This window comes from Sinorhizobium fredii NGR234 (assembly GCF_000018545.1).
GTDB lineage: Bacteria > Pseudomonadota > Alphaproteobacteria > Rhizobiales > Rhizobiaceae > Sinorhizobium > Sinorhizobium fredii_A.
On record NC_012587.1, the window covers coordinates 3,581,642 to 3,598,520 of the forward strand.

Consider the following 16,879-nt stretch of genomic DNA (forward strand, 5'->3'; position numbering starts at 1 on the left):
AACTATTCCGCCGCGATGATCTTCGGCATTTCGGCGGAGGGGATGCGGCAGGTGACTTCGGTGCCTTCGCCTTCCTTGCTGCGGATCGAGACGGTGCCGTGATGCAGGCTGACGAAACTTTCGACGATCGACAGGCCGAGGCCGGCGCCGCCGCGCTGGCCGTAGCTTTCGAAGCGGTTGAACACGGTGTTCAGCACGTCCTGCGGGATGCCCGGTCCGGTGTCGCTGACCGAAAAGACGAAATCGCCGCCTTCGCGCCGGCATTTGAGGTCGATGGCGCTGCCGTCGGGTGCGAAATTGGCGGCATTGGTCAAGAGCTTGATGAAGACCTGCTTTAGCCGCTGTTGGTCCGCGACGATGCGTCCGAGATTGTCGGCGGCATCGATTCGCAGCGAAGCGCCGCTCTCCGTCAGCCTGTCGGCCATCTGCTGCGCCACGTCGTCGAGCAGGTCCAGAAGGTTCACCTCGGACATGTCGAGCTCGACGATGCCGGCATCCACCGTCGCAAGGTCGAGAATGTCGTTGACGATCGTCAGCAGCAGCGCCGAGGAGGTGGCGATGTGATCGACATATTCCGCCTGGCGGTCGTTGAGCGCGCCGAAGGCCGGTGTCTTCAGGAGGTCGGCGAAGCCGATGATGTTGGTCAGCGGCGAGCGCAGCTCGTAGGAAACATGATGGACGAAATCGTTCTTCAGCGCATCGGCCTTGCGCAAGGCTTCGTTCTTCTCCGTCAGCGCCCGCTCGACCCGCACGCTGTCGGTGATGTTGACGAAGGTCAGCATCGTCTGGGCGTTGGGCAGTGGAATGACCGCATAGTCGAGGATCAGCCCGGTGCGAAGCTCGAGGATGCCGCGGCTCGACGGCCGCTCGTCGTCGAAGCTGGTGATGATATGGGCGAAACGCTTCCAGCCATCCGGCTGGTCGTAGGAGGAAAGGCACGCCTGCTCGACGGCGCGGATATGGGTGCCGGGCTTCGCTTCCACCTCGCTGATGCCCCAGATCGCCCGGAAGGCCGGATTGGACAGCCGGATGCGGCCGTCCGGCCCGAACACCGCGACGCCCTCGGCAAGGTGGTCGATCGTTTCGCCTTGAACCTGCACCAGCGTGTTGTAGCGGATTTCGAGATCGACTTTTTCGGTCAGGTTCTCGAAGACCCAGGTCGCGCCGCCTTGGGGTCGCGCCGTGGCGAAGACGCGCAAGGTCTGCCCGTTCGGCAGGTGCCAGAGGTCGGACTGCGTGTCGAGGGCCTGGTAGACCGACAGCGCGTTCGCCTTCCATTGCTTCCAGTTCAGCTGTTCCGGCAGCTTGTTGCCGGCCCGCAGCCGGTCGAGCACTTCGCCATTGTCCGGCTTGCGCTCCAGGAATCCCATGTCCAGTTCCCAGAGACGCTGGAAAGCCTGGTTGTAGAACTGCAGGCGCTGATTGCCGTCGAAGATCGCCACGGGCGTTGCCAGGTGGTCGAGCGTTTCGGCGTGGCTCTTCAAGGTGCGCGCCAGTTCCTCGCGCACTGCTTCGATGCCCGAAACGTCGATGGCGATGCCCGCCGAGCCGGCGTGCGTGCGGGCATCGACGACGTCGAAGAAGGTCCGGTTGCCCTTGACGACGGTGGAGAGCTTGTCGCGGAAGGGCGTTTCGAAGCTCGAGACGGCGCGGATTTTTTCGCGCGCCGCGGTCGCCAGCAATTCGCGCCCCTCGGAGGCCGCCGCTGCCGGGCTGCGCGCGTCGACCGCCTCGGCATAGGCCTCGTTGACCCATTCGAGTTTGCCGTCCGCGCCGCGCTGCCAGACCGGCAGGTCGATCGCATCGAGAAGGGTGCGGAAGGTCGAGAGCGAGACATGCAACTGGTCGCGATCGAGCTTCAGCTCGGCGAGCTCAGCCCGCAGATTGTTGAGCGCGATGAAGCGCACGAAGGCGCGTCCGCCCGAGACGCGGCCCTGCGCCTCCAGCACCTCGTTGCGCTGCGTTTCGAGCACCAGGTCGAAGCTTTGCGCCTGGGCGCGCAAGGCCTCGATCGCTTTCTCGAGCTGGCCCGCCGATTGCGGCTTGATCCAGCGGCCGAAGGCAAGAAAATCCCGGTCGTCTTGCGGCGCGCCGGTCTCGAGCGGAAGCTGTCCGAGGAATTCCGGGCGCTCCGCCAGACCGTCCCAGACGACGATCCGCCGGTTCTTGTCGGCAATCAGCGCCTGGAAACGGGAAATCCGCTGGTTGGCGTCCGAAAGATCGGCGCGCAGCGCACGATTCTCCGCTTCGATGTTGCCGCGCTGGCGGATCAGCCAGATTGCCGAAAGCATGGCTGCGGAGATCACCCCGATCAGCACGGAAAAGGTCACGACTTCGGACGTGCCGAAAATCGATCTGGCGACCGGAGCGGAAGCCTGGGCGGCCGCATCGGTTGCCGCAAGAAGGGTCGTGCCGGCGAGCAGGCGCCGCATCAGCCGGGAAGCCTTGCGGCCGTCGCCGAAAAAGCTGGCTCGTTCTCTTTTCATGGCGCCGTCCCCGTTGATCCGCAAAGTGCTGCCGACCGCGCGTCGCCATGCCCGAAACCCTCGAGGAGGGTTTGCGTCCGTTCCGATTGCATCCCCGGTCTGTCTCCGTCTGTTTGCCGCTTCCGACAAGACATCCCCGCTCGCAACGCCACTGCATGTTTCCTTAAATCGCCGATTCAAGGATAAAAACATGCAGCATCCAAAGTGCTACAGCGACTTTTGTGCGTCTGGAAAGACGCACAACGCTGCAGGCCCCGCACCATGCCGCTCTTCAATCCTTCGACTGAAAATCCGCACCAGCGTCACGAATCAATGACTTAAACAATACTTCTTTGAAGATTCGCCGCAAAGTGCGTGGCCCAAAAAAGCGGCCGCGATCTCTTGTCAAGATCGCGGCCACAAGATGTTGTGGATTTCCCGGGTAAGGATTAGTACCGGTAGTGTTCGGCCTTGAACGGACCCTGCGGCTTCACGCCGATATAACCGGCCTGCTCTTCCGAAAGCTCGGTCAGCCTGGCGCCGAGCTTGGCGAGATGCAGGCGGGCGACCTTCTCGTCGAGCTGCTTCGGCAGGATGTAGACTTCGTTCTTGTAGTTGCCGCCCTTGGTAAAGAGCTCGATCTGCGCCAGCACCTGGTTGGAGAAGGAGGCCGACATGACGAAGGACGGGTGGCCGGTGGCGTTGCCGAGATTCAGGAGGCGGCCTTCCGAAAGCAGGATCAGCCGGTTGCCCTTCGGGAACTCGATCAGGTCGACCTGCGGCTTGACGTTGGTCCACTTGAGGTTCCGGAGCGCGGAAACCTGGATTTCGTTGTCGAAGTGGCCGATATTGCCGACGATCGCCATGTCCTTCATCGCGCGCATGTGCTCGATGCGGATGACGTCCTTGTTGCCGGTGGTGGTGATGAAGATGTCGGCGGTCGAGACGACGTCCTCGAGCTGCACCACTTCATAGCCGTCCATGGCGGCCTGCAGGGCGCAGATCGGGTCGATCTCGGTGACCTTGACGCGGGCGCCGGCGCCCTGCAGCGAGGCGGCCGAGCCCTTGCCGACATCGCCATAGCCGCAGACCACGGCGACCTTGCCGGCCATCATCACGTCGGTGCCGCGACGAATGCCGTCGACGAGCGATTCCTTGCAGCCGTACTTGTTGTCGAACTTCGACTTGGTGACGCTGTCGTTGACGTTGATTGCCGGGAAGGGCAGCAGGCCCTTGGCCTGGAGCTGGTAGAGGCGGTTGACGCCGGTGGTCGTCTCTTCGGTCACGCCCTTGATGGCGTCGCGCTGCTTGGTGAACCAGCCCGGCGAGGCGGCAAGCCGCTTCTTGATCTGGGCGAAGAGGATTTCTTCTTCCTCCGAGCCGGGGTTGGTCAGCACGTTCTCGCCGGCTTCGGCGCGGGCGCCGAGCAGGATGTACATGGTGGCGTCGCCGCCATCATCGAGGATCATGTTGGAGACGCCGCCATCGGCCCACTGGAAGATCTTGTCGGTATAGGTCCAGTATTCCTCGAGGGTCTCACCCTTGATGGCGAAGACCGGGACGCCGCTTGCAGCGATCGCCGCTGCGGCATGGTCCTGCGTCGAGAAGATGTTGCAGGACGCCCAGCGGACCTCCGCGCCGAGCGCCACCAGCGTCTCGATCAGGACGGCGGTTTGGATGGTCATGTGCAGCGAGCCGGTAATCCGCGCGCCCTTCAGCGGCTTCGATGCGCCGAACTCCTCGCGGCAGGCCATCAGGCCCGGCATTTCCGTTTCGGCGATGGCGATTTCCTTGCGGCCGAAATCGGCAAGCCCGATGTCGGCGACAATATAGTCCTGAGTTGCGGTCATGGAGTTCTCCAGGCTGGTTCCTTGGGCGCGCCGCGTCGTGTTCCGCGGCATGACAATGCCTCCCGCGCTTCAAGCTGACGGGGAGAGTGCGCCCGGTCTATCAGGAATCAGAGGGGAGGGCAACTAACATATAAAGAGGTCTTTATATGTTTATATCAGCTGCATTCGGTTCGGCTCGGAGCGGCCCCTCATCCGACCTGCCGGCCACCTTGCAGCATATCGCCGAAACGGATTTCACATCTCTTCGCCGAACTTGTCGCGCACCAGCGCGTCGAGGGCGTTCAGAGCCTCTTCGGCCTGGTTGCCGCTGGCAGTCACGAAGACCGTGCAGCCGGTGCTGGCCGCCAGCATCATCAGCCCCATGATCGACGTTCCGCCGACGGTCATGCCGTCCTTGGAGACGGTGATCTCGGCATCGTAGGCCTCGACCGTCTGCACGAATTTCGCCGAGGCCCGCGCATGCAGGCCGCGCTTGTTGACGATCAGCAGCTCGCGCGTCAGCGCCGTGTCGGAGAGGTGGTCCATTATTTGCCACTCAGGACGCGGCTGGCGACATTGATGTATTTGCGGCCCGCCTCGGAAGCCTCGACAAGGGCCTTGTCCATGTCGCTTTCGCCCCGGACGCCGGCGAGCTTGATCAGCATCGGCAGGTTGACGCCGGCAATCACCTCGACGACGCCGCTGCGCATCACGGAAATAGCGAGATTGGAGGGCGTGCCGCCGAACATGTCGGTCAGGATGATCACGCCGTTGCCTTCGTCGGCACCTTCGACCGCGTCGAGGATATCCTGACGCCGCTGGTCCATGTCGTCCTCGGGGCCGATGCACACCGTCTCGATAGCTTTTTGCGGACCGACGACATGCTCCAAGGCAAGCCGAAACTCATCCGCCAGCTTGCCATGGGTGACAAGCACAAGTCCGATCATGGGTATCTTTGCTCCAACTGCAGTGCAACTCGTCGATGGTCAGATATCGCAATGCAGCAATTTCGTCCACCTGTTGGGGCGGCCATCTTGGCAAGGAAAAGCTGAAGTGCAAGCCAAAAATGCCGAAAAAGCAGCCGACCTGCCTCTCATTAAGGCTAAAGACCTAGTTTTTGCGGCAGCAATGCCGCGAGTGCATCGACCGGCCCGAGCGGAGTTTCAATCGGAAGACGCAGCATCGGCAGACTTCGCCCGATCTCAAGCTTCAGTTCCTCCTGTTCCGGAGGCAGGCGCGGATCGAATGGCGCGCGCACCGGCAGGATCGCCCATTCGAGGACGCAGGCGGGCAGAGTTTCGACTTCAGCAATGCCGCTGCCACGGATCTCGATCAGCCCGCGGATCGATGCGGGGCAGCGCGCCACGATCCGCTCGTTCGCAAGCGTGAGGTCGACCCGGTCGTCGGCAATGAGCGCCGCGAAGCGGCCGCGGCGCCTGACCTCGGAAATCAAGGCGAGCGCCAGGGCAGATTTTCCCGATCGGGAAGGGCCGGTGACGAGGAAGCCGGTCGCGCCGAGCACCATGGCGGTACCGTGGATGTTGCAGATTGGCGTCGTCACGCGTGCGGCTCGGCTGGGAGGGCGAGGATGAAGCGGGCACCGGTCACCTCGCCGCCCCGGCCGACGATGTTTTCCGCCTTGAGCGTGCCGCCATGCGCCTCGGCGATCTGGCGCGAAATCGACAGGCCGAGACCGGAATTCTGACCGAAATCCTCGCCTTCCGGTCGGTCCGTGTAGAAGCGCTCGAAGATCCGGTCGATGTCTTCCGCCTGGATGCCGGGTCCGTTGTCCTCGACATAGACAAGGCAGCGCGACCGCGAGCGGGCCAGGCGCAGGATGATCCGGCCGTTCGGCTCCGGCACGAAGGAGCGGGCGTTCTCGATGAGGTTGGTGATGATCTGGCCGATGCGCAGGTCGTAGCCGCTGACGATGAAGTTCGCCTTCGGATTGTCCTTGCGGTCGACGACGAAGTCGAGCAGCACGGGCTTCTTCTTGCCGCGAATCTGTCGGGAAATGTCGACGAGGTCGCCGAGCAGTTTCTCGAGGTCGATCTTCTTGGCATCGCTGCGCGCCAGTTCGGCATCGAGCCGCGAGGCGTCGGAAATGTCGCTGATCAGCCGGTCGAGGCGACGGACGTCGTGCTGGATGATGTCGAGGAGCCGCTTCTTCGAGTCGTCGGTGCGCGCCAGCGGCAGCGTCTCGACGGCGCTCCTGAGCGAGGTAAGCGGGTTCTTGAGCTCGTGGCTGACGTCGGCGGCGAAGGCCTCGATCGCCGCGATGCGGTCGTAGAGCGCCGTCGTCATTTCCCGGAGCGCCACCGAGAGATTGCCGATTTCGTCCTGGCGGGAGGAGAAATCCGGGATTTCCTCGCGCTCCTTGGCGCCGCCGCGGCGCACCCGGATGGCGGCGGCCGACAGCCTGCGCAAGGGATTGGCGATCGTCGACGACAGGAGCAGCGACAGGATGACGTTGACGAGCGCCGCCACCCCGAAGACGCGGATGATCGCCAGGCGTTCCGCATGGACGATCTTGTCGATGTCGCCCGCCTGGGTGGAGAGCAGCAACACGCCGAGCACGGCGCGGAAGCGCTGCACCGGCACCGCCACGGAGACGATCAGCTCGCCCTTCTCGGTGACGCGCACCACCGCGCCACGCACGCCGGTCAGCGCATTCATCACCTCCGGATAGATCGAGCCATTGCCGCCCGGCGGCTCCTTGTAGAGCGGCAGGTCGCCCGGCTGCAGCAAGCGGTTGAACCAGGTGCCGATCTTCTCCGAAACGCTCGACGTCTCCGGATCGACGGGCGGGAGGTCGAAACGCAGCACCTGGCCGCCGCTATAGAGATGGCGCGAGTCGAGCAGCAGGTCGGCGTCGGCATCGAACAGGCGGGCGCGGGTGCGGGTCGGCGAGATCAGCCGCCTGAGGACCGGCGCGACCCGCTCCTGGATGATCGGGAATTCCAGGTCCTCGTCGCTCGGCAGTGGAGTTATGCTTTCGCCGGCCTGCAGTTCGAGCAGTTTTTGCGGATCGATGGTGATCGAGTTGGTGTCGACCGACGCCGAAGCGGAGATGGCGCCGGCGATGATCTCGCCTTGCGTCAGCAGGCTTTCCACGCGGGCGTCGATGAGACCCTCGCGGAATTGGTTCAGGTACATGATCCCGCCGACCAGAACGACGAGCGCGACGAGGTTGAAGAAGACGATGCGCCGCGTCAGGCTGGAGAAGACGGCGTTGCCGAACAGCCTGCGGATCAGCGTGAACGGATGCGCCCACCGGCGCCTTCCACGCAGCGCCGACGACCGCCCGTCCGAATCTTCGATCTCGCCCTGCAAGACTTCTACCAAGTCTTCCGCTCCCACGACGAAATATTCGCCGCCCGTTTCATTTGCGCGACCGCCTGGGGCCGAGCTGCCTCTGCTGCGCTCGGAATGTCTCCCGCCGGCCGCCGTTTCCGCGAGCGAGCAACGAGCTCCCCGGCTCGAGGTCAATTGCGCTGCCTTCCGCCGAAACCCGCCTTGTCCGGCGGAATCGCTCGCAGCTATGATCCTGCAGCGCCGCGCGCCCTAATCAGGCACGCAAAGGTCGCTGAAGCACTTTGAGCTGCTGCATGTCTTTCTCCTTCAATCCAAGGCGATTCAAGGAGATATGCAGTAGCCCGCGGCGCGGCCAGTCGTGAGCTGCGATCCGCTTCGGCCGCCGCGCCGGTTCTCAATGATCCACAATAGGGGCGAAGGCAAGCCCCGCTACAGCGCCGTGCGTCTCATCAGACGCACAAAGGTCGCTGTAGCACTTTGAATTGCTGCATGTTTTTATCCTTAAATCGGCTAGGATTTAAGGAAACATGCAGCGGCACCGCCTCAGGCGGACTCGCGGAAGCGATAGCCAACGCCATAGAGCGTCTCGATCATATCGAAGTCGACGTCGACCATCTTGAACTTCTTGCGAAGCCGCTTGATGTGGCTGTCGATCGTCCGGTCGTCGACATAGACCTGTTCGTCATAGGCGGCATCCATCAGCGCGTCGCGGCTCTTCACGACGCCGGGGCGCTGTGCCAGCGAATGCAGGATGAGAAATTCGGTGACCGTGAGGGTGACCGGTTCGCTCTTCCAGGTGCAGGTGTGGCGCTCCTGGTCCATGACCAGCTGTCCGCGCTCCAGCGAGCGCGATGGCGCGTCGGCGCTCTTGGCGGCGCCGGCGACCCCGGCCGCGGCTGCGTCGCGGGCCGGTGCGCGGCGCAGGATCGCCTTGACGCGCTCCACCAGCAGTCGCTGCGAGAACGGTTTCGTGATGAAATCGTCGGCGCCCATCTTCAGGCCGAAGAGCTCGTCGATCTCCTCGTCCTTGGAGGTCAGGAAGATCACCGGCAGATCGGATTTCTGCCGAAGCCGCCGCAGCAGTTCCATGCCGTCCATGCGCGGCATCTTGATGTCGAAGATCGCAAGGTGCGGCGGGCGCGCCAGCAGGCCCTCGAGCGCGGAAGCGCCATCCGTATAGGTTTCGACCTTGTAGCCCTCGGCTTCCAGCGCGATGGATACCGATGTCAGGATGTTGCGGTCGTCATCGACAAGCGCGATGGTCTGCATCGTGTTTCAACTCCGTCTTTATGGGTCCGGCGCCGCAATCCGCTCTTCGAAGCGGCGGCAACCGCGAGTCACGCTGCGTTACTTGAGTATAAAGGTGGAACAAATTGTGGCGAAGCCCAAAAAGCCCGGGGTGGGAGTGCCAGGCGCAGGGGTCTCAATCGGACATTTGCATGGCGCGATTCAACCGATTAAAAAATGCATATTTTTCTTTAAATCGATTAATATACTGATATCATTACTCTTTTAGACTTAGCTATCTTGTGTTCAGCAAACCGAGCCGGTATGTTCCGATGAAATTCAACGCCATTGGCCAGAGACGAAGGAAGCTTGACCATGGAGCAACTCGGTACCCGCAACCCCTCGAACGGATTGGAAACGATCGGTTTTTCCGACCTCTCGGTCGTTCGCTACAACTTCGAGGCAGCGGAGCTTTACGAGGAAGCCCTTCGCCGCGGCGAGGCGCAATTGACGGCCCATGGCGCGCTTTGCGCTCGCACCGGCCAGCACACCGGCCGCTCGCCCAAGGACAAATACGTCGTGCGTGACGCGGCGACCGGCGATCAGATCTGGTGGGACAACAACAGCGCCATCTCCCCGGAAAACTTCGAGCGCCTCCGCCAGGACATGCTGGCGCATGCCAAGGGCATGTCGCTCTATGTGCAGGACCTCGTCGGCGGCGCCGATCAGGAAAATGCGTTGCCGACGCGCGTCGTCACCGAATTCGCCTGGCACTCGCTGTTCATCCGCAATCTGCTGATCCGTCCGCCGCGTGAGGCGCTGGCGAGCTTCCTGCCGAAGCTGACGATCATCGACCTGCCGAGCTTCAAGGCCAACCCGGAACGCCACGGCTGCCGCGGCGAGACGATCATCGCCTGCGACCTGACCAAAGGGCTCGTGCTGATCGGCGGTACGTCCTATGCCGGAGAGATGAAGAAATCGGTCTTCACCGTGCTCAACTACCTGCTGCCGAACAAGGCCGTCATGCCGATGCACTGCTCGGCCAATGTCGGCCCGGCCGGCGACACCGCCATCTTCTTCGGCCTCTCCGGCACCGGCAAGACGACGCTTTCGGCCGATCCGAACCGCACGCTGATCGGCGATGACGAGCATGGCTGGAGCGACAAGGGCGTCTTCAACTTCGAAGGCGGTTGCTACGCCAAGGCGATCCGTCTGTCGGAAGCGGCCGAGCCGGAGATCTTCGCGACGACGCGGCGCTTCGGCACCGTCATGGAGAACGTCGTTCTCGACGAGCGGCGCGCACCCGACTTCGACAATGGCTCGCTGACCGAAAACACCCGGATCGCCTATCCGCTTGATTTCATTCCGAATGCCAGCGAGACCGGCACGGCGCCGCAGCCGCGCACCATCATCATGCTGACGGCCGATGCCTTCGGCGTGCTGCCGCCGATCGCCAAGCTGACGCCGGAACAGGCCATGTACCACTTCCTTTCCGGCTACACCGCCAAGGTCGCCGGCACCGAGAAGGGCGTGACGGAACCGGAAGCGACCTTCTCGACCTGCTTCGGCGCCCCGTTCATGCCGCGTCATCCGTCCGAATACGGCAACCTGCTGAAGGACCTGATCGCCAGGAACGGCGTTACCTGCTGGCTCGTCAACACCGGCTGGACCGGCGGCGCCTACGGCACCGGCAGCCGCATGCCGATCAAGGTCACCCGTGCGCTTCTTTCGGCGGCACTCGACGGATCGCTGAACAGCGCCGCCTTCCGCACCGACGCGAATTTTGGCTTCGCCGTGCCGGTCTCGGTGCCGGGCGTCGACGACCGTATTCTCGACCCGCGCTCGACCTGGTCGGACGGCCAAGCCTACGATGCCCAGGCCCGGCGGCTGGTCGACATGTTCATCGCCAACTTCGCCAAGTTCGAGAGCCATGTCGACGGCAGCGTGCGCGATGCCGCTCCGGGCACCAAACTGGCCGCCGAGTAAGATTACAGGCCATGATTCACGTGAAACCCGGCCCTCGCGGCCGGGTTTTCGCGTTTGCCTGATTGTTTTCAAGGTGCGATAGAACGGCCGAGGAACAATCGATGGCAAGCGAACCGCTCTATATCAACGAAAACATCGTCATCGCCGGCTGGGAACTTGCCGAACAATTCGTGCTGGCCGGCGGTCCGGGCGGCCAAAACGTCAACAAGGTGTCGACGGCCGTCCAGCTTTTTTTCAACATCCAGGCATCACCGGCTTTGCCGGACCGCGTCAAGGCCAATGCCCTGAAGCTTGCCGGCCGCCGGGCCTCGAAGGACGGCGTGCTGATGATCGAGGCCAGCCGTTTCCGCAGCCAGGACCGCAATCGCGAGGACGCCCGCGAGCGGCTGAGGGAACTGATCCTGAAGGCGGCCGAACCGCCACCGCCGCCGCGCAAGAAGACGAAGCCGACGTGTGGTTCGATCGAGCGGCGGCTGAAGGAGAAATCCGGCCGCGGCGAAATAAAGAAACTGCGCGGCCGTCCGGCCGGCGACTGAGCGACGCTCGAATCGTTCGGTCGCTCCCTTGCCTTTTCACCGCCGCGCCCTCTTTTTCCCGAATATGCTGCGCAAGGGAGGCGACAATGGGTCTGTTCAGCTTCATCAAAAACGCTGGCAAGAAGCTCGGTATCGGCGACGACGATAGCCCGCCGGATGCGGCGACCGTCGAGAAGGAGCTCGCATCGCACGATCTCGGCACCAAGGACGTCAAGGTCGAGGTCGTGGACGACAAGGTGGCCCTCAAGGGTGTCGTCGAGGACCAGTCGATTTTCGAGAAGGCCGTCGTCGCCGTCGGCAATACGCTCGGCATATCGGCAGTCGAAGCCTCGGATTTGAAGGTGGCCGAGGGCGCCGCGGCGCCGGCGCCGGCCAAGGCTCCGGTCTTCTATACCGTGAAGAAAGGCGACAATCTCTGGAAGATCGCCGAGGCGCAGTACGGCAAGGGCAAGGGCGCCAAACACACGGTGATCTTCGAGGCGAACAAGCCGATGCTGACGCATCCGGACAAGATCTATCCCGGCCAGGTGCTGCGCATTCCGGACCTCGACGCCGTTTGACCAAGCGATTTTCGGGTCGCGTTCGGCTCCGGCGAACGCTACATGTCTGTCGCGTCCCGTCGCCGTGCAGTTCCTTCTGCGCGAATGGGCCGGTGGATCTTGGGCGATAGGATTTCCAGAATGCAGGTGCTGCCGAAAGGCGTCAGGCATATTCCCGGTTTTCTTGACCGGTCGCGTCAGGAGGCGCTCATCGAGGCCATCCGCGGCGTGGTCGCCGCCGCCCCGCTCTACGTTCCGGAAATGCCGAAGACCGGCAGACCGATGTCGGTGCAGATGACGAACTGCGGCTCGCTCGGCTGGGTCACCGATCGCGAGCGCGGCTATCGCTATCAGCCGGATCATCCCGTCACCGGCAAGCCGTGGCCGCCGATTCCGAACGTCCTGATCGACATCTGGCGGGCGGTTTCGGCCAGCGACAAGCGGCCCGAAGCCTGTCTCGTCAACTTCTATTCCGCCGAAGCCCGCATGGGCCTGCATCAGGATCGGGATGAGCGCGATCTCGAAACGGCCGTCGTGTCGATCTCGCTCGGTGATACCTGCCTGTTCCGCGTCGGCGGACGAACGCGCGGCGGCCAGACCATGTCCTTCAAGCTTGAAAGCGGCGATGTCGTCGTGCTCGGCGGCGAGGGGCGGCTTGCCTTTCATGGGGTCGACCGGATCTATCCGAACACCTCGACGCTCCTGAAGAACGGCGGCCGTGTCAATCTGACCCTGCGGCGCGTCAATCTTTGAGGCTTTCGAAAAGACCCCTCCCCAACCCCTCCCCACAAGGGCCCACAAGTGGGAGGGCTTCAGCGACCGCGGCGGGCGCAGTTGCCAGTTCCAACGGTCTGAGCTTTCGGAATGGCTGAAAAAAGAAGGAGCGGGCGCGTCATCGCGAGCCCCTCCCACCTGGGGAGGGGTTGGGGAGGGGTCTTTTTCCAAAAGAGAACCCTAACCTTTAGAGCTTCCTCAGCGCCACCGTCTGAGTGAGGTGGCTCGGCCCCTTCTGCAGGATGAGATCGGCGCGCGGTCGCGTCGGCTGGATGTTCTGGTGCAGGTTCTTCAAATTGATGTTGTGCCACAACCCTTCGGCGATCGCCCGCGCCGCGTCCTCGCTGATCGTCGAATAGCGGTGGAAGAAGGATTGCGGATTCTGGAAGGCGGTCTCCCTGAGCCGCATGAAGCGGCTCACATACCAGTTGTGGATCAGGCTTTCCTCGGCGTCGATATAGATCGAGAAGTCGAAGAAGTCCGACACCATCGGCACGATCTTGCCGTCGGCCGGCAGGTCGCGCGACTGCAGGACGTTGATCCCCTCGAAGATCAGGATGTCCGGCCGGTCGATAAGCTGGAACTGGTCGGGGATGACGTCATAGGTCAGGTGCGAATAGGTCGGCGCCTTGACGTTCGGCCGGCCGGCCTTGATCGCCGAGAGGAAGCGCAACAGCGCGCCGATGTCATAGCTCTCGGGGAAGCCCTTGCGATCCATCATGTTGTCGCGCTGCAGGATCGCATTCGGGTAGAGAAAGCCGTCGGTGGTGATGAGATCGACCTTCGGGCTCGACGGCCAGCGTGCCAGCAGCTCGGCGAGGATGCGGGCGGTCGTCGACTTGCCGACGGCAACCGAACCGGCGATGCCGATGACGAAGGGCGTTTTCGTCTCGTCCGACATGCTGAGGAAGCGCTTGCGCTGTTGGAAGAGGATCTGCGACGCTTCCACATGGGCGGAGAGCAGCCGCGACAGCGACAGATAGATGCGGCGCACCTCGCCGAGATCGACCGGGTCGTTGAGAGAGCGCAGCCGCTTGACCTCTTCTCCCGTCAGCGTCAGCGGCGTATCGGCGCGAAAGCGCGACCATTCCTCGGCGGAGAAGACGTGATAGGGCGAAAATTCGCCCCCGGTGAGATTGCCCGGAATATCGCCCGGTTCGATGTCTTTCGCGGCGATGCTCATGGATTCTGCCGGTTTGCCTTCTCCTGCAGGCCGGACTGGCTGGTCCGCCTGGCCAGTTCGCTCATCACATCCTGCAACGGGACGGCGGCGATATTCAATACGACCATAAGATGATAGAGGAGATCGGCGCTCTCATCGATCAGATTCTTGCGGTCGCCGCTGACCGCCGCGATCACCGTTTCGACCGCCTCCTCGCCGAGTTTTTTCGCCGCCTTCGGCTGACCGGCAGCAACCAGCTTGGCCGTCCAGGAGTCTTCCGGCGCCGCCCCGGCGCGGGTCGCCACGATCTGTTCGAGGTCGGAAAGAGTTAACTCGGTCATCACGAAATCCTTCAATCGAGCCGCATGGCGATGCCGCGCTCGGCCATGTAGCGCTTCGCCTCGCCGATGCTGTAGGTGCCGAAGTGGAAGATGGATGCCGCAAGCACCGCCGTCGCATGGCCGTCGCGAATGCCTTCCACCATGTGGTCGAGCGTTCCGACGCCGCCCGACGCGATGACCGGCGCCCGCACCGCATCGGCAATGGCGCGCGTCAGCGCGATGTCGTAGCCGCTCTTGGTGCCGTCGCGATCCATCGAGGTCAGGAGGATTTCGCCGGCGCCGAGGTCGACGACCTTCCTGGCGAAGTCGATCGCGTCGATGCCTGTCGGCTGGCGTCCGCCATGGGTGAAGATCTCCCATCGGTCGGTTTCGCCGGCGGCCGAGACCTTCTTCGCGTCGATGGCGACGACGATGCACTGGTTGCCGAACTTGTCGGCGGCCTCGGCAACGAATTCCGGGTTCTTCACGGCGGCCGTGTTGATCGACACCTTGTCGGCGCCGGCCAGCAGCAGCTTGCGAATATCCGATACCTGGCGCACGCCGCCGCCGACGGTGAGCGGCATGAAGCATTGTTCGGCAGTGCGGGCGACGACGTCGAAGATCGTCTCGCGATTGTCCGACGAGGCGGTGATGTCGAGGAAGCAGAGCTCGTCGGCACCGGCGGCGTCATAGGCCTTTGCCGCCTCTACCGGATCGCCGGCATCGATCAGGTCGACGAAGTTGACGCCCTTGACGACGCGGCCGTCCTTGACGTCGAGGCAGGGGATTACGCGGGCTTTGAGGGTCATCGGTTCATGCCTTTCGCGCGGCGCGGATCAGGGCCAGCGCCTCCTTCGGATCGATCCGACCGTCATAGAGCGCCCGGCCCGAGATCGCCCCTTCGAGCTTGGCGGCATCCGGAGCGGCCAGGCGGCGGATGTCGTCCATCGAGGCAAGCCCGCCCGAGGCGATCACCGGAATGGAGACCGCATTGGCGAGTTCCAGGGTCGAATCCCAGTTGATGCCGGTCAGGATGCCGTCGCGGTCGATATCGGTATAGATGATCGCCGAGACGCCGGCGCCCTCGAACTTCTTCGCAAGCTCGATGACGCCGAGTTCGGAGGCCTCGGCCCAGCCCTCGACCGCCACCTTGCCGCCCTTGGCATCGATGCCGACCGCCACCCGGCCGGGGAACTTGCCGCAGGCCTCGATCACCAGCGCCGGGTCGCGCACCGCGACGGTGCCGAGGATGACGCGCGCAAGGCCGTGTGAAAGCCAGTTCTCGATATGCTCGAGCGTGCGGATGCCGCCGCCGAGCTGCACCGGGTTCCCGGTCGCCTTGAGGATGGCGTCGACCGCCGCGCCGTTTACCGTCTCGCCGGCAAAGGCGCCGTTCAGGTCGACGACATGCAACCACTCGAAGCCCTGTTCCTCGAAGGCGCGGGCCTGGGCGGCCGGATCCGGGTTGTAGACGGTCGCCTGGTCCATGTCGCCGAGCTTCAGGCGCACGCATTGGCCGTCTTTGAGGTCGATTGCGGGAAAGAGAATCATCTGTTCGTCCGATCAGGTGGCGCGAAGCCTCAAGGCTTCCAGCGCAGGAAATTCGAAATGAGGGCGAGGCCGAGCGTCTGGCTCTTTTCCGGGTGGAACTGCGCGCCGGCCTTGTTGCCGCTTGCGACGAAGGCTGTCACCGGGCCGCCATACTCCGTCTCGGCGATGACATGCTCCGGGTTCTCGGCGGCGAGGTGATAGGAATGCACGAAATAGGCGTGCAGCCCGGAGTCGCCGGTCGGAATGCCCTCGAAGAGCGCGTGCTTTCGGTTGAGCCGCAGCGTGTTCCAGCCGATCTGCGGGATCTTCAGCGACGGGTCGCCGGGCGTCATCTCCACGACATCGCCCGGAATCCAGCCGAAGCCATGGGTGATCGTCTTTTCCAGCCCGCGTGACGACATCAGCTGCATGCCGACGCAGATGCCGAGAAACGGCCGTCCTTCCTTCTCGACGACCTCAGCGAGTGCCTCTTCCATGCCGGCGACGGCGTCGAGGCCGCGGCGGCAATCGGCATAGGCGCCGACGCCGGGCAGCACGACGCGGTCGGCCGAGGCCACCCGTTCCGGCTTGTCCGTCAGGTCTATTTCTGCGTCGATGCCGGCCTCGCGCGCCGCCCGCTCGAAGGCTTTGGTGGCCGAGCGCAGATTGCCCGAGCCGTAGTCAATGATGGCGACCCGCATCAACGCTCTCCATAGGATTCAAAGAGACCCAGTCCGGCGGCTTTTTCCGGCCGCCCAGACTTGGGCCATTCGATCGACTGCAACGAAGTTGCGCATTGATGCTGCGCCGTCGCTGTCGTGTTCGAGAAATAGATCTCCTCGGCCGTCTCGATATTGCGGGCCGGCACGATCGAGCGAAGCGTCCAGTCCTCGGCCGCGAGCTTCCGGGCGATGAAAAGCGGCCCTTCCAGCGATACAACGAGGCTGAGCGCCAGTTGCAGGATCAGCGCGGCGATCAATCCGCCGGGCAGCGTCGACACAAGGATTAACAAGATCTGCAGAACGGCAACGGAGATTCCAAGCAGCCAGGCTCGCTTGGCGATCAGCCAGAGCGCGGGAAAAAAGAACGCGGTCCAGGAGAACCCGTCGGCGATGAACCGCGCCCTTTCGTCGTCGGCCGCAGCACCCGGCGGTGTCAGGATCAGATAGGAGGCCATGGTTTTCAGCCAGACTTGG

General features: G+C 63.4%; 17 protein-coding genes. 4 read left to right on the forward strand and 13 right to left on the reverse strand.

The annotated features are described in order from the left end of the window. Positions 1–2 precede the first annotated feature (2 nt). From NGR_RS28045 to NGR_RS28075, 7 genes are all read right to left on the reverse strand, one after another. A complete protein-coding gene (locus NGR_RS28045; RefSeq protein WP_012709864.1) occupies positions 3–2,486 on the reverse strand; it encodes a PAS domain-containing sensor histidine kinase in 2,484 nt (827 codons plus the stop codon). 428 nt (positions 2,487–2,914) lie between these two features. After that, positions 2,915–4,315 carry an adenosylhomocysteinase gene (gene ahcY, locus NGR_RS28050; protein ID WP_164924539.1) on the reverse strand — a complete coding sequence of 467 codons (1,401 nt, stop codon included), beginning with the start codon at positions 4,313–4,315 and terminating at the stop codon, positions 2,915–2,917. Between the two features lie 234 nt (positions 4,316–4,549). Continuing rightward, complete coding sequence (locus NGR_RS28055; protein WP_012709866.1) at positions 4,550–4,840, reverse strand: HPr family phosphocarrier protein; 291 nt, start codon at positions 4,838–4,840, stop codon at positions 4,550–4,552. Continuing rightward, positions 4,840–5,241 (reverse strand): PTS sugar transporter subunit IIA, encoded by a 402-nt coding sequence (locus tag NGR_RS28060; RefSeq protein WP_012709867.1) that lies wholly within the window; start codon positions 5,239–5,241, stop codon positions 4,840–4,842. Before NGR_RS28060 ends, NGR_RS28055 begins: the two co-directional genes overlap by 1 nt. 155 nt (positions 5,242–5,396) lie before the next feature. After that, positions 5,397–5,855, reverse strand: coding sequence for an HPr kinase/phosphorylase (locus NGR_RS28065; protein WP_012709868.1), 459 nt, complete (start codon positions 5,853–5,855; stop codon positions 5,397–5,399). Continuing rightward, positions 5,852–7,585 carry a sensor histidine kinase gene (locus NGR_RS28070; protein WP_240545223.1) on the reverse strand — a complete coding sequence of 578 codons (1,734 nt, stop codon included), beginning with the start codon at positions 7,583–7,585 and terminating at the stop codon, positions 5,852–5,854. Before NGR_RS28070 ends, NGR_RS28065 begins: the two co-directional genes overlap by 4 nt. Before the next feature lie 567 nt (positions 7,586–8,152). Continuing rightward, positions 8,153–8,878 carry a response regulator transcription factor gene (locus NGR_RS28075; RefSeq protein ID WP_012709870.1) on the reverse strand — a complete coding sequence of 242 codons (726 nt, stop codon included), beginning with the start codon at positions 8,876–8,878 and terminating at the stop codon, positions 8,153–8,155. Positions 8,879–9,211: 333 nt separating this feature from the next. On the opposite strand from NGR_RS28075, the gene NGR_RS28080 reads away from it, so the two are divergent. From NGR_RS28080 to NGR_RS28095, 4 genes are all read left to right on the forward strand, one after another. Beyond that, the gene (locus tag NGR_RS28080; RefSeq protein WP_012709871.1) at positions 9,212–10,822 is read left to right on the forward strand and encodes a phosphoenolpyruvate carboxykinase; all 1,611 of its coding nucleotides are present in this window, start codon (positions 9,212–9,214) and stop codon (positions 10,820–10,822) included. Positions 10,823–10,923: 101 nt separating this feature from the next. Then, positions 10,924–11,358, forward strand: coding sequence for an alternative ribosome rescue aminoacyl-tRNA hydrolase ArfB (arfB, locus tag NGR_RS28085; RefSeq protein ID WP_012709872.1), 435 nt, complete (start codon positions 10,924–10,926; stop codon positions 11,356–11,358). Between the two features lie 86 nt (positions 11,359–11,444). Beyond that, positions 11,445–11,918, forward strand: coding sequence for a peptidoglycan-binding protein LysM (lysM, locus tag NGR_RS28090; protein WP_012709873.1), 474 nt, complete (start codon positions 11,445–11,447; stop codon positions 11,916–11,918). Between the two features lie 120 nt (positions 11,919–12,038). After that, positions 12,039–12,650, forward strand: a complete 612-nt coding sequence (locus tag NGR_RS28095) for an alpha-ketoglutarate-dependent dioxygenase AlkB (protein WP_012709874.1) — start codon at positions 12,039–12,041, stop codon at positions 12,648–12,650. Between the two features lie 208 nt (positions 12,651–12,858). Here NGR_RS28095 and coaA read toward each other — a convergent pair whose 3' ends face one another. The 6 genes from coaA to NGR_RS28125 are packed head-to-tail and all read right to left on the reverse strand — an operon-like array spanning position 12,859 to position 16,860. After that, positions 12,859–13,854 carry a type I pantothenate kinase gene (gene coaA / locus NGR_RS28100; protein ID WP_012709875.1) on the reverse strand — a complete coding sequence of 332 codons (996 nt, stop codon included), beginning with the start codon at positions 13,852–13,854 and terminating at the stop codon, positions 12,859–12,861. Further along, positions 13,851–14,174, reverse strand: a complete 324-nt coding sequence (locus NGR_RS28105) for a phosphoribosyl-ATP diphosphatase (protein WP_012709876.1) — start codon at positions 14,172–14,174, stop codon at positions 13,851–13,853. Before NGR_RS28105 ends, coaA begins: the two co-directional genes overlap by 4 nt. An 11-nt stretch (positions 14,175–14,185) precedes the next feature. Continuing rightward, a complete protein-coding gene (gene hisF, locus NGR_RS28110; protein WP_012709877.1) occupies positions 14,186–14,962 on the reverse strand; it encodes an imidazole glycerol phosphate synthase subunit HisF in 777 nt (258 codons plus the stop codon). A gap of 4 nt (positions 14,963–14,966) precedes the next feature. After that, on the reverse strand, positions 14,967–15,704 hold the full coding sequence (gene hisA / locus NGR_RS28115) for a 1-(5-phosphoribosyl)-5-[(5-phosphoribosylamino)methylideneamino]imidazole-4-carboxamide isomerase (protein WP_012709878.1): 738 nt from the start codon (positions 15,702–15,704) through the stop codon (positions 14,967–14,969). A gap of 29 nt (positions 15,705–15,733) precedes the next feature. Then, positions 15,734–16,384, reverse strand: coding sequence for an imidazole glycerol phosphate synthase subunit HisH (gene hisH / locus NGR_RS28120; RefSeq protein ID WP_012709879.1), 651 nt, complete (start codon positions 16,382–16,384; stop codon positions 15,734–15,736). Continuing rightward, positions 16,384–16,860 carry a DUF2628 domain-containing protein gene (locus NGR_RS28125; RefSeq protein WP_012709880.1) on the reverse strand — a complete coding sequence of 159 codons (477 nt, stop codon included), beginning with the start codon at positions 16,858–16,860 and terminating at the stop codon, positions 16,384–16,386. The genes hisH and NGR_RS28125 overlap by 1 nt, the downstream gene beginning before the upstream one ends. Between the last annotated feature and the right edge of the window lie 19 nt (positions 16,861–16,879).

What these genes read in the sequence shown, in the direction of transcription:
- hisA (WP_012709878.1), bottom strand. Translation starts at nt 15,704, where the DNA reads ATGATTCTCTTTCCCGCAATCGACCTCAAAGACGGCCAATGCGTGCGC.
- NGR_RS28125 (WP_012709880.1), bottom strand. Translation starts at nt 16,860, where the DNA reads ATGGCCTCCTATCTGATCCTGACACCGCCGGGTGCTGCGGCCGACGAC.
- hisH (WP_012709879.1), bottom strand. Translation starts at nt 16,384, where the DNA reads ATGCGGGTCGCCATCATTGACTACGGCTCGGGCAATCTGCGCTCGGCC.
- NGR_RS28080 (WP_012709871.1), top strand. Translation starts at nt 9,212, where the DNA reads ATGGAGCAACTCGGTACCCGCAACCCCTCGAACGGATTGGAAACGATC.
- coaA (WP_012709875.1), bottom strand. Translation starts at nt 13,854, where the DNA reads ATGAGCATCGCCGCGAAAGACATCGAACCGGGCGATATTCCGGGCAAT.
- NGR_RS28055 (WP_012709866.1), bottom strand. Translation starts at nt 4,840, where the DNA reads ATGGACCACCTCTCCGACACGGCGCTGACGCGCGAGCTGCTGATCGTC.
- ahcY (WP_164924539.1), bottom strand. Translation starts at nt 4,315, where the DNA reads ATGACCGCAACTCAGGACTATATTGTCGCCGACATCGGGCTTGCCGAT.
- NGR_RS28095 (WP_012709874.1), top strand. Translation starts at nt 12,039, where the DNA reads ATGCAGGTGCTGCCGAAAGGCGTCAGGCATATTCCCGGTTTTCTTGAC.
- hisF (WP_012709877.1), bottom strand. Translation starts at nt 14,962, where the DNA reads ATGACCCTCAAAGCCCGCGTAATCCCCTGCCTCGACGTCAAGGACGGC.
- NGR_RS28060 (WP_012709867.1), bottom strand. Translation starts at nt 5,241, where the DNA reads ATGATCGGACTTGTGCTTGTCACCCATGGCAAGCTGGCGGATGAGTTT.
- arfB (WP_012709872.1), top strand. Translation starts at nt 10,924, where the DNA reads ATGGCAAGCGAACCGCTCTATATCAACGAAAACATCGTCATCGCCGGC.
- NGR_RS28075 (WP_012709870.1), bottom strand. Translation starts at nt 8,878, where the DNA reads ATGCAGACCATCGCGCTTGTCGATGACGACCGCAACATCCTGACATCG.
- NGR_RS28105 (WP_012709876.1), bottom strand. Translation starts at nt 14,174, where the DNA reads ATGACCGAGTTAACTCTTTCCGACCTCGAACAGATCGTGGCGACCCGC.
- NGR_RS28045 (WP_012709864.1), bottom strand. Translation starts at nt 2,486, where the DNA reads ATGAAAAGAGAACGAGCCAGCTTTTTCGGCGACGGCCGCAAGGCTTCC.
- lysM (WP_012709873.1), top strand. Translation starts at nt 11,445, where the DNA reads ATGGGTCTGTTCAGCTTCATCAAAAACGCTGGCAAGAAGCTCGGTATC.